General features: G+C 73.6%; 12 protein-coding genes. 4 read left to right on the forward strand and 8 right to left on the reverse strand.

Annotated features, from left to right (window positions below; all coding sequences use genetic code 11):
* On the forward strand, nucleotides 1–976 hold a 976-nt coding region (locus tag VM324_15580), incomplete at its 5' end, for a ParA family protein (protein HVM00709.1).
* An 83-nt stretch (nucleotides 977–1,059) separates the two neighbouring features.
* On the forward strand, nucleotides 1,060–1,878 hold the full coding sequence (locus tag VM324_15585; protein HVM00710.1) for a ParB/RepB/Spo0J family partition protein: 819 nt from the start codon (nucleotides 1,060–1,062) through the stop codon (nucleotides 1,876–1,878).
* A 122-nt stretch (nucleotides 1,879–2,000) separates the two neighbouring features.
* On the opposite strand, the gene VM324_15590 is transcribed toward VM324_15585, so the two are convergent.
* Entirely contained in the window at nucleotides 2,001–2,996 is a 996-nt protein-coding gene (locus tag VM324_15590) for a D-alanine--D-alanine ligase (protein HVM00711.1), read from the reverse strand.
* The gene (locus VM324_15595) at nucleotides 2,993–4,303 is read right to left on the reverse strand and encodes a PLP-dependent aminotransferase family protein (GenBank protein HVM00712.1); all 1,311 of its coding nucleotides are present in this window, start codon (nucleotides 4,301–4,303) and stop codon (nucleotides 2,993–2,995) included. Before VM324_15595 ends, VM324_15590 begins: the two co-directional genes overlap by 4 nt.
* Nucleotides 4,304–4,414: 111 nt before the next feature.
* Between VM324_15595 and VM324_15600 the strand changes: the two genes are divergently transcribed.
* Nucleotides 4,415–4,588, forward strand: coding sequence for a hypothetical protein (locus tag VM324_15600; protein ID HVM00713.1), 174 nt, complete (start codon nucleotides 4,415–4,417; stop codon nucleotides 4,586–4,588).
* Nucleotides 4,585–5,235: a GNAT family N-acetyltransferase gene (locus tag VM324_15605; GenBank protein ID HVM00714.1), complete on the forward strand. Its 651-nt coding sequence runs from the start codon at nucleotides 4,585–4,587 to the stop codon at nucleotides 5,233–5,235. Before VM324_15600 ends, VM324_15605 begins: the two co-directional genes overlap by 4 nt.
* 13 nt (nucleotides 5,236–5,248) lie before the next feature.
* Here the strand turns inward: VM324_15605 and VM324_15610 are convergent, their stop codons facing one another.
* The 6 genes from VM324_15610 to VM324_15635 form a co-directional block, all read right to left on the reverse strand.
* Nucleotides 5,249–6,349: a peptidoglycan-binding protein gene (locus tag VM324_15610; protein HVM00715.1), complete on the reverse strand. Its 1,101-nt coding sequence runs from the start codon at nucleotides 6,347–6,349 to the stop codon at nucleotides 5,249–5,251.
* Between the two features lie 52 nt (nucleotides 6,350–6,401).
* Complete coding sequence (gene trxA / locus VM324_15615) at nucleotides 6,402–6,731, reverse strand: thioredoxin (GenBank protein HVM00716.1); 330 nt, start codon at nucleotides 6,729–6,731, stop codon at nucleotides 6,402–6,404.
* A gap of 335 nt (nucleotides 6,732–7,066) precedes the next feature.
* On the reverse strand, nucleotides 7,067–8,014 hold the full coding sequence (trxB, locus tag VM324_15620) for a thioredoxin-disulfide reductase (protein HVM00717.1): 948 nt from the start codon (nucleotides 8,012–8,014) through the stop codon (nucleotides 7,067–7,069).
* A 158-nt stretch (nucleotides 8,015–8,172) separates the two neighbouring features.
* Nucleotides 8,173–9,207: a hypothetical protein gene (locus tag VM324_15625; protein HVM00718.1), complete on the reverse strand. Its 1,035-nt coding sequence runs from the start codon at nucleotides 9,205–9,207 to the stop codon at nucleotides 8,173–8,175.
* The gene (locus VM324_15630) at nucleotides 9,204–9,860 is read right to left on the reverse strand and encodes an RNA polymerase sigma factor (GenBank protein ID HVM00719.1); all 657 of its coding nucleotides are present in this window, start codon (nucleotides 9,858–9,860) and stop codon (nucleotides 9,204–9,206) included. Before VM324_15630 ends, VM324_15625 begins: the two co-directional genes overlap by 4 nt.
* The coding region (locus VM324_15635; protein HVM00720.1) for a discoidin domain-containing protein at nucleotides 9,857–10,535 on the reverse strand (679 nt) is incomplete at its 5' end. The genes VM324_15630 and VM324_15635, both read right to left, overlap by 4 nt.

Here is a 10,535-nt window from a genome sequence, read left to right on the forward strand (position 1 = left end):
GGGCGGAGATGCGGGGGCCCTGGCCGAGGACCTGCCAGGCGGGGCGGCCTCCGATCCGCCCGAGGAGGCGGAGGCAGCGGAGGCAGCGCCAGCCGCGCCCGGGGAGCCCGGCCCGGCCCCGGAGCAGTCGCCGCCTGGCGCTCCCCCTCCCTTCCGCTTCGCGCGTGCCCGGGTGCTGACCATCGCCAACCAGAAGGGGGGTGTGGGCAAGACAACGACGGCGGTGAGCGTCTCCGCTGCCCTCGCCGACCTCGGGTGCCGGGTGCTGCTCGTCGACCTTGATCCCCAGGGCAACGCGACGTCCGGTGTGGGGATCCGCGTCCCGCCGAACCGGCCGACCATCTATGAGGTGCTCGTCAGCGGGATCGACATCGATGACGCCATCGAGCCGACGAGCGTCCGCAACCTCTTCGTCGTGCCGTCGAATCTCGACCTTGCCGGCGCGGAGATCGAGCTCGTGAGCGCGTTCAACCGCGAGCAGAAGCTGCGGCGGGCCCTGGAACCCATCCGGTTGGAGTTCGATGTCGTCGTCATCGACTGCCCGCCGAGCCTCGGACTGCTCACGGTGAACGCCCTGACCGCCGGTGACGGCCTCATCGTGCCGATCCAGTGCGAGTACTACGCACTCGAGGGCCTCGGGGCGCTGCGACGAAACGCCGACCTCATCCGTTCGCAGCTCAACCCGGATCTCGACGTGACGGGATTCGTCCTCACCATGCTCGATGCCCGCACCCGCCTCAGCCAGCAGGTGGTGGAGGAGGTGCGCGGTCACTTCGGCGAGCGGGTGTTCACCACCCGCATCCCGCGTTCGGTCCGGCTCGCGGAGGCACCGGGGTTCGGCCAGCCCATCACCGTGTTCGATCCGACGTCACGCGGCGCGATGGCGTACCGACGCCTGGCGAAGGAGCTGCTCGAGCGCCTCCAGAGCGATGAGAGGGACCCCGAGGCACCGCGGACGGAGGGAGCGCGACTATGAGCCGACCTGGCGGGCTGGGAAGGGGGTTGAGCGCGCTCATTCCGTCGAGCGCGCCGGGTCTGGGGGGCTTTCTCAGTCTCAGGTTGACCTCGATAGCGCCCAACCCCCGCCAGCCACGAGGGGTCTTCGACGACGCGGAGCTCGAAGAGCTCGCGCATTCCCTCCGGGAGATCGGCGTGCTCCAGCCGATCGTCGTGCGGCCTGCGGGGGACGGACGGTTCGAGCTCATCGCCGGCGAGCGACGGGTGCGCGCCGCCCGGCTGGCGGGGCTGACGGAGATCCCCGCCGTGGTGCGCGAGTCCGGTGACGACGACCTCCTCACCGAGGCGCTCGTGGAGAACCTCCACCGCAGCGACCTCAACCCGCTCGAGGAGGCTGCGGCGTACCAGCAGCTGCTCGACGACTTCGGGATGACCCATGAGGCGCTGGCGGCAAAGCTCGGCCGGTCGCGATCGGCGATCTCCAACGCCATCCGGCTGCTCAACCTCCCCGTGGAGCTTCAGCACGCGGTGGCCCGAGGGAGCCTGTCCGCCGGTCACGCCCGGGCGCTACTCGCCCTTGACGATCGGGCGCGCCAGGAGCAGGTGGGGCGTCGCGTCGTCGCGGAGGGCCTGTCGGTCCGTGCGACCGAGGAGCTGGTCCGCCGGCTGCTCGCCGCCCCGAGCGGGGACGGGCGCGACGCGCTCGACGCGTTGGGCCGCGCCGCCGCGCAGCGGGCGGCGTCGCCCTACGCCAGCCTCCAGCGGCGCCTGTCGGATGTGCTCGCCACACGCGTGCGGATAGCGGGGACGCCGAAACGCGGACGGCTCGTGATCGACTATGCCGGCCAGGAGGACCTCGAACGGCTGCTCGCGGTACTCGCGAGGGGCACGGGTGAGGATTTGCTGAGCGAACCCGCCTGAGCGGTCCTGTGCGCCCGGGGCAGGGGCCGCTGACCAGGGAAAACGCGCTCATTTGGCCGCGGGGGCCGGTTCCGGGGCAGAGCGGGGTGATGGTATCCCCCCGCGCGGGCCCTCGGCGGCGCTCAGGGCCCTGACGGCGACACGACCGGCGCGGTCCGCGGCGCGCGGCCCGCGCCCCGGGCGGCGGCGAGCAGGATGATGCGTTCGCACAGGCTGGGGAAGTCCCACCCCGCCGCGTGCGCGGCCATCGGCAGCAACGACGTCTCCGTCATGCCCGGGCAGGTGTCGAGCTCGAGCAACCAGGGCTGGCCGGCGTCATCCACGATGAGGTCTGCGCGGCTCACGTCTCGGCAGCCGACGAGCTCGTAGGCGTCGACCGCAGCCTGACGGCAGCGCTCGAGGGTCGCGTCGTCGAGCCGGGCGGGGGCGTAGAACTCCGTGGCCCCGTGGGTGTAGCGGGCGGCGAAATCGTAGGCCCCGGCCCGGGGCACGACCTCGACGGCGGGCAGCGCCGCCCGGTCGACCACCGACACGGCCACCTCGGCGCCCGAGATGAACCGTTCGACGAGGACAACGTCGTGGTAGCTGAACGCCGAGACGAGCGCTGTGGCGAGGGCCTCCTCGGCCCCCACCCGCCGCACACCCATGGAGGCGCCCCCCTGGGAGGGCTTGACGATGAGCTCGTGGCCGAGCCGCTCGACGACGCGGTCGAGGGCCTGGGCGGCGCCCATGTCCTGGATCGCGTCGGAGGAGAGGGCGATCCAGTCGGGGGTTGTGAGCCCGGCGCGCACGAGCAACCCCTTGCACACCCCCTTGTCCCATGCGATCGCCGAGGCGATGGCGTCAGGCCCGGTGTAGGGCAGGCCGAGCAGGTCGAGCAGTCCCTGGATCGTGCCGTCCTCCCCCGCCTTGCCGTGCAGTGCGAGGTAGCAGACGTCGACGTCCGCGTCGACGAGACGGTCGACGAGCCCCTCGTCGAGGTCGAGCCGGGTGACCCGGTGTCCCCGGTCGGTGAGCGCCTCGGCGACGCGTCGACCGGAGCGAAGGCTGACCTCACGCTCGAGGGACAGCCCGCCGGCGAGGACGGCGACCCGCAGCGACTCCTGCGTCCCGCTCACTGCGCCGTCCCCGGGTGGGTCCCCGGCGCCGAACCGGACGGCGTTGGGCGCCGGGCGGTCCCCGGCGTCCGGACGCGCAGCGCGCGCACGAGCTCCATCTCGGTGCGCACCACCTCCGCGAGGCGCCGGACCCCTTCGCGGATCCGCTCGGGACTCGAGAAGCCGAACGACAGGCGCAGGTGATCCCCCCCGCCGCCGTCGGCGTAGAACGCCTGGCCCGGCACGTACGCGACACGGGCCCGGATCGCCCGGGCGAGCAGCTCGCGGGCGTCGAGGCCCTCCGGCAGGCGCGCCCACACGAAGAACCCGCCGGTCGGTTCACTCCACGAGCAGTCCCCGGGCATCTCGCTCGCCAGTGCGTCGAGCAGGGCTCCGCAGCGTTCGCGGTAGACCTCGCGGGACTGGCAGACCTGCTCGAACCAGGGCTGGTCGGCGAGCCAGCGCTGCGCCACGTACTGCGTGAAGTTCGAGTGGCAGAGGTCCGCAGCCTCTTTGAGCAGGACGAGCTTGTCGCGGACAGGACCCTCCGCCGCTACCCAGCCGATGCGGATGCCGGGGGCGAAGACCTTCGACAGGGTCCCCACGTACACAACTCGTTCGGAGTCTAATGACTTGAGGGCCGGCCGAATCTCCCCCTTGAAGTCGAGCAGGCCGTAGGGGTTGTCCTCGACCACGAGCAGGTCGAAGTGCCCCGCGAGCTCGAGCAGACGCTCCCGGCGTGCCGTCGAGAGGGAGACCCCTGCGGGGTTCTGGTGGTTCGGCACGGTGTAAAGGAACTTCGCCGTCCGGCCGCTGTCGCGCAGCCAGCCCAGCGTCTGCTCGAGCGCGTCGGGGATGAGCCCCTGCTCGTCCATCGGCACGTGGACGACGGCGGTCTGGTACGCCGAAAAGGCGCCGAGGGCCCCGACATACGAGGGCCCCTCGGCGAGGATGACGTCACCGGGGTCGCAGAACAGCTTCGCCACGAGGTCGAGACCCTGCTGACCGCCGCTCGTCACGACGAGGTCGTCGGCGTGCGCGGGGATGGCCTCGGCCGCCATGACGTCGACGAGCCGCTCGCGAAGCTCCGGCAGGCCCTGGCCGCCGCCGTACTGCAACGCCGTCGCGCCGACGTCTCGGATCACCGACTCGGTCACCTGCGAGACGGCGTCGAAGTCGAGGCCGGCCGTGTACGGCATGCCGCCTGCGAGGAACACGACCTCCGGGCGGCTCGCGACGGCGAAGAGGGCGCGGATCTCCGAGGCGATCATGCCCTGGGTGCGCTGCGCGTAGCGGGCCCGGTAGCGGTCGGGCTGGATCTCGCCCACGAACACACCCCTTTCGCCCTCGACCCGCCGTCCACGGGCGCTTGTCGACTGTACACCCGCCCTTCGGCGGCGTGCCGCTACACTTCGGGCCAAGCGACGAGGAAGGCAGGCGTGGGCGCACTCCCGCACTCTTCCGACACCGGGCCGCCGCCGGTTGTCCGCGCGGTGATCGGCCTGCTGCTCGGGCTCGCCGCGGGTGCCGCCGCGGCGTTCCTCACGCCGCGCCGGCCCGAGCCGGCCGCCCCCGCAGGGGATCCCGAGGACGAGAGCCCGCCCCGGCCATGAGCCGCCGCCTGCACGACCTCACGCTCGCCAACCTCGACGACGTCCCCGAGGGCTGCCGCGCGTGCGTGTTCTGGGAGGTGGCGGACGCGCCCCGCGGACCCGCCACGGACTCCGCCGTCGGCCGCGAGCGCAAGGAGGCCTGGTGGCAGGCGACGCAGCTCGAGTGGGGCACGCCCGGCAAAGCGGCCTACATCGACGGCAGCTGTGTCGGGTTCGCCGCCTTCGCACCCGGCACGCACTACCCGAGGGCGGTTCGCCTCGGTGGCGTGTCCGACGACGCGCTGCTCCTCGCGACCTTGTGGGTCGATCCAGCCTTTCGCGAGGCCGGACTCGCGCGCGTCCTGCTCCAGAGCGTGCTTCGGGAGACCTCGCGGCGCGGCGGGCGCGCCCTCGAGGCCTACGCCGACCGGCGCGGGACGAACGGCCGCGCCGCGCGCTGCATGCTCGACGAGGGGTTCCTCCTCGCGAACGGCTTCGCGGTGCTGCGTGAGCATCCGACGACCCCCCGGCTGCGCCTCGACCTGCGGCACACCGTGCGCTGGCAGGAGTCTCTGTCAGCGGCCGTCGAGGGCGTCGCCGCGGCGCTCGGCCGTCGCGAACGCGCGCCGGCGCCGGCCCGCTCGGTGCCGGCCCTGCCGCACCGGTAAGGCAGCGCGGGGCTCAGAGGGCCACGGGCACGGCCTCGTCGGACGCGCCGACGGCGAAGAACGCCGCGACCGCGTCGGCCAGGCTCGCGGCCAGTCCCTCCTGGCAGCCGGGGTCGAGGAGGCGGGCCTCGTCAGCCGGGCAGGTGATGAACCCCGGCTCGACGACGACGGCTGGCATGCGGGTCTCACGCAGGAGCGCCCACGTCATGGGATGCACCCGGCAGTCGGGCACCCATCCGGCGGCGACCATCCGCTGGCTGGCGAGCGCGGCGAGGCGGTAGCCCGCCTCCGAGACGAAGTGGGCCCCCCCGTAGTAGTAGGCCGCGGATCCGCCCGCAGCCGGCGTGTCGAGGGCGTTGACCCCGACGGACACGACCACCTCGGCGCCCTGGTCGTTGGCCAGGCGAGCGCGGTCGCTCGGGCTCGGATTGTTGCGGGGACCCCGCCCGAGCAGGACGTATGCGCCCTGTGCACCCAGGCGTGCGGCAAGCCGGGAGGCGATCTGCCAGCTGACCTCCGCCTCGCTCACGCCGGAGGGGCCGACGTGACCGGCGTCGCCGGGGCCGTGCGACGGGTCCACGAGCACCCGCGCCCCCACGAGCCCCCGGCTGGACAGCCGCCGGAGGGCCTCCCGCTCTCGTGCGCGGATGCCGACCCCGCTCCGCTGGTGGTCCCGGCGCATGCGACGGAGGACCTCGACGGTCTCCGGGCCCGCCACCCCGTCGACGTCGAGCCCCACATTGCGCTGGAAGTCCTCGACAGCGGCCTGCGTGAGCGGACCGAAGATGCCGTCCTCGCTGCCCGCGTCGAAGCCGAGCTGGTTCAGGCGGCGCTGGAGCTCGCGTACGTCGTCACCGCGCATCATCACCCGTGTGCGCCACAGGAGACGGTCGCCGAGGGCGTAGCCCGCCTCGACGAGGCTGCGCCATGTCTCGGGGCCCACGATGCCGTCGGCGGCCAGGCCGCGGTCCCGCTGGAACCGCCGCACCGCCTCCCGTGTGGCCTCCCCGAACACCCCGTCGACGGCGAGCTCCGCATCGAGCGCCCGGACGAGCCGGTGCTGGACGTCACGCACCGCACGGTTGGCCTCACCGTAGCGGATGATCGGGGTCACAGCCCCAGAGTGTAGGGGGCCGCGCTGCGGCGGCAGGCGCCGGCGGCCGTTGTCAGGCGGAGATGAACTCGTCGACCTCGGCGAGCAGCTGGCTCTTGCTGCGCGCCCCGACGAGGCGCTTCTTCTCCACGCCGTCCTGGAACACCATGATGGTGGGGATGGACATCACCTTGTAGTTGCGCGCGGTGGTGGGGCTGTCGTCGACGTTGAGCTTGACGACCTTCAGCGCGCCCGCCTGCTCGCCGGCGATCTCCTCGAGGACCGGACCCACCATCCGGCACGGACCGCACCACTCCGCCCAGAAGTCCACGATCACGGGCTGGTCCGAGCCGAGGACCTCGGTCTCCCAGTCCTGGTCGGTGACGGCTTTCACTTCACTCATCGCACGCTGTCCTTCTCGTGACGGGTCGGGTGTGGGTGCTGCCTGCTGCAACCGGCTCCCGAGACGCGGTATTCCCGGGGCCTGCCGAGAGCAACCGGTCACCCCACAGGGGTGGACACGGGCGGCCTGGCGGCGGCGCGGGGAAAGAGAAGCGAGGGGCGCACGAAGCGCCCCTCGCGCGCGGTTCGGATGACGGGGGGACAGCCGAACCGCGGATTTGGCTTGTGGCCCAGCCTACACCGCACCGGGCACGGGCGCGCAACTGTCCGACCGAAAAGTTCACGGAACGTCGCGCAACGCCGACGCACCGCATTGCCGAGCCGCCCGAGGACCGGTCACCATGTGCTCGAGTCGGGCGGTGCCCCGAGCAAGCGCTCGGCGTCCATCGCCGCCTTGCAGCCCATCCCCGCGGCGGTGACCGCCTGCCGGTAGTGGCGGTCGACGACGTCACCGGCGGCGAACACCCCCGGCACGTTCGTCGCCGTCGACGGCTCGGCCACCTTGATGTAGCCCTCCTCGTCGAGGTCGAGCTGACCCTGGAACAGCTTCGTCGTCGGGTCGTGACCGATCGCGACGAACAGCCCGTCGGTGCGCAGCTCCCGGCGCTCCCCACTATCGACGTCCTCGAGCATGACCCCCTCGACGGCGTCCTCACCGAGCACGTCGACGACCCTGGCGCCCCAGATGAACTCGATCTTGTCGTTCTTGAACGCGCGGTCCTGCATGATCTTCGAGGCCCGGAGCTCGTTGCGGCGGTGCACGATCGTCACCTTCGTGGCGAACTTCGTGAGGAACCCGGCCTCTTCCATGGCCGAATCCCCCCCACCGACCACGACGAGCTCCCGGTCCCGGAAGAAGAACCCGTCGCACGTCGCGCAGCTCGACACCCCGCGACCGGTCAACCGGCGCTCGTTCTCCAGGCCGAGCCACCGGGCGGTCGCACCGGTCGCCACGATCACCGCCCGGGACCAGTAGACGTCGTCGCCGACGACGACCTTGAACGGCGAGCCGTTCGTGAAGTCGACCTCGTCGACGTCGACGGTCACGTAGCGGGTCCCGAAGCGCTCCGCCTGCTTGCGCAGGTCGGCCATCATCTCCGGGCCCATGCGCCCCTCGGGGTAGCCGGGGTAGTTCTCCACGTCGGTCGTGAGCATGAGCTGGCCGCCGGCCTCCCGGCCCTCGAACACGACCGGTTCGAGGTCGCCGCGGGCGGCGTAGAGCGCCGCGGTGAGGCCCGCAGGCCCCGACCCGATGATGACAACCTCGTGGTCCGCCGTGACCATCGGCTCACTCCTCGTTCGACAGGCTTGTCGGGGGGCAACCCGTGCCCCCGCGGCGCTATTCCCTGCCTCTCTACACTACCGGGGCGGCGAGCCGCTCCTTCACCGCGCGCGACGAGCACCCGATCGGCGGGGCGCTTCCACGGCCCTTCCGAGCGCGGCTACGTGACGTCGAGCGCGAGCCGGGTGACGCAGCCCTCGGGCTCCACGACCCACGCCTCGACCCGGTCGAGGGCCGCCGCGTCGGGGTTCGCACGCACGAGGAGGTACACGAGCGCCGGCTGACCCGCGAACGTCGCCGACTCCACCCGGGCGGGCAGCAGGGGGCTGCCCTCCCCCACGTCGTCGAGGCAGTCGCCGGGGTGGACGCCCGAACGGAACGCCTCGGCGGCGGCGACCTGCCCGCGGTAGACGGCCGCCCGCTCGACCGCGGCGGGCAGCGGTTCGCCGAGCAGGCTGGTCGCCTCCGGCGCAGCCGTGTAGCGGGCGCGGACCTCGTTCGGGCCCGCCAGGGCGATCTCGGCGTCCACGACGAGCGGTGCGCGACCGGTCGGCGGCGGCGCGGACAGCTGCTGGTCGCCGAACGGCGCCGCGGCGGGCTCACGGGCGCCGTCCGCGGAGGCGCTGGACCGCTGGGCCGAGTCGCCGGCACTCTCCCCCGCGCCCCCACCGTGCTCCTCGAGGGCCACACCCGAGTCGCCGGCGCTCTCCTCCATCGCCACATCGGTGTCCGTGGCGCTGTCCTCGGCGGGCATCGTCCCGCGGTCGCCAAACCCCTGCACGAGCCCCCCGCCGACGAGGGCGAATGCGGCCAACCCGGCGGCCACGCCGGCCACCGCCGCCCACGGCACGGCGCGCCGGCGGGAGGACAGCGCCGCCACGGCGACGGGCTCACCCCCCCCGTCCGCCGGCTCGCTCACGGCCGCGGCGGCGCGGGGTTCGGCGGCTTCGGCGGCGAGGCGCAGCCGCAACCGCTCCCCGGCCCCCGGAGGAGCGGCGACCTCGTCGACGCCGCGCAGGGCGACGAGCACGCGGGCGGTGTCGTCGAGCAGGCGGGCGAGCTCCGGCTCGTCGGGCAGGCGCCGCTCGAGCACGGCCGCGGTCGCGTCGTCGAGGTCGCCGGACAGGTAGGCGGCCATGAGCTCGCCGTCGCCCGGGCCGGGCGCGGAGGGGTTGGGGTGGTGAGCGTCGGTCATGGTGTGGAGGTAGGAGGTTGCGCGCGCGTGGAGGGTTCCCCCGGGGGCGGGGGCGATCCCCCGCGGGAGGTGTCGTCGAGGTGGGACAGGGCGGCGGCGAGGCGGGCGTGCGCGCGGTGGATGCGCGACTTCACCGTGCCGACGGCCACGCCGCAGCGCGCGGCGATCTCGTGGTAGGGCACGCCGTAGACGTCGTGGAGCACGACCGCCTCCCGATGCTCGGCGTCGATGCCGCGCAGCGCAGCGGCGAGCTCCAGCCCGAGCTCGCGGTTGGCGAGCAGGTCCTCGACCGCCGGCAGGTCGACCCTCGGGTCGTGGCCGTCCGGCGCGTCGCCGTCCCGGGACCCGCCGACGAGCGGCACCGTGCGGGGCCGGCGGCTGCGCTTGCGGGCGAGGTCGTTGCAGGCGTTCGTCGCCACCCGGTACAGCCACGTCGAGAAGGCAGCCGTGCCCGAGTAGGTCCCCCCCCGGCGCAGCACCGCGACGAACGTCTCCTGCATCGCGTCCTCCGCGTCCGACGCGTTGCCGAAGTAGCGGTAGCAGATGCCGTACACCCGCCGCTCGTAGCGGTCCACGAGGGCGTCGAACGCGCGACGCTCCCCCTCGACCCAGGCGGCCACGAGCTCGTCGTCGCTGCGGGTGTCCGCCGTCACGCCGGGTCACCGATCACCGCGAGCTCGGACACCTGTGCCCGGTACCGCCCCGACCCGTCGGGCTGCAGCCCGCCGGTGATCCAGACGAGGACGTAGCGGGTCACCACGGGCGCCGCGAGGTCGACCTGGGTGAGCTCTGTCGCGTGGGACGCGCCGCCGACGGGCTCCCAGCCGTCGAGGTCGGTACGGGGACCGTCGGCGACCCGGACCTCGTAGCTGATGCCCGGGGTGCCGGTGCGCAGCGCGAGGCCGGCGACGGCGTGGGGTGCGCCGAGGTCGATCGCGAAGCCCAGCCCCGGCTTGAGACCGCCGAAGTCGGGCGTGTTGTAGCCCACCGACCGCCAGCCCGTGGACGGGTCGCCGTCGAGCATCGCGGGCAGATCGGCGTCGTCCTCGCTGCCGCTGCCGCCCGGGTCGAACAGCGTCACCGCGGCGGGGGCGGCAAGCCCTCCGCCGCCACTCCCGTCGCCGTCGGGGGCGGCGGGGCTGCCGTCGAGCACCCCCGTGGCCAGGCCCAGCAGCAGGACGCCCACCCCCAGGAACGCCGCGACGAGCGGCACCGTCCACCGCCTGCGCCCGCCGGGCGCGGCGGGCTGCGGCGCCTGCGGTGCGCGGGGCGCCGCATGGGCGGCGCGGGGCGCGGCGGGGACGCCGCCCGGCGTGGGGCGGCTGACG

The organism is Egibacteraceae bacterium (assembly GCA_035540635.1).
In the GTDB taxonomy this organism is placed as follows: Bacteria; Actinomycetota; Nitriliruptoria; order Euzebyales; family Egibacteraceae; genus DATLGH01.

Coding starts and splice junctions, on each gene's coding strand:
- trxB (HVM00717.1), bottom strand. CDS start 8,014: ATGGTCACGGCGGACCACGAGGTTGTCATCATCGGGTCGGGGCCTGCG.
- VM324_15625 (HVM00718.1), bottom strand. CDS start 9,207: ATGACCGACGCTCACCACCCCAACCCCTCCGCGCCCGGCCCGGGCGAC.
- VM324_15605 (HVM00714.1), top strand. CDS start 4,585: ATGAGCCGCCGCCTGCACGACCTCACGCTCGCCAACCTCGACGACGTC.
- trxA (HVM00716.1), bottom strand. CDS start 6,731: ATGAGTGAAGTGAAAGCCGTCACCGACCAGGACTGGGAGACCGAGGTC.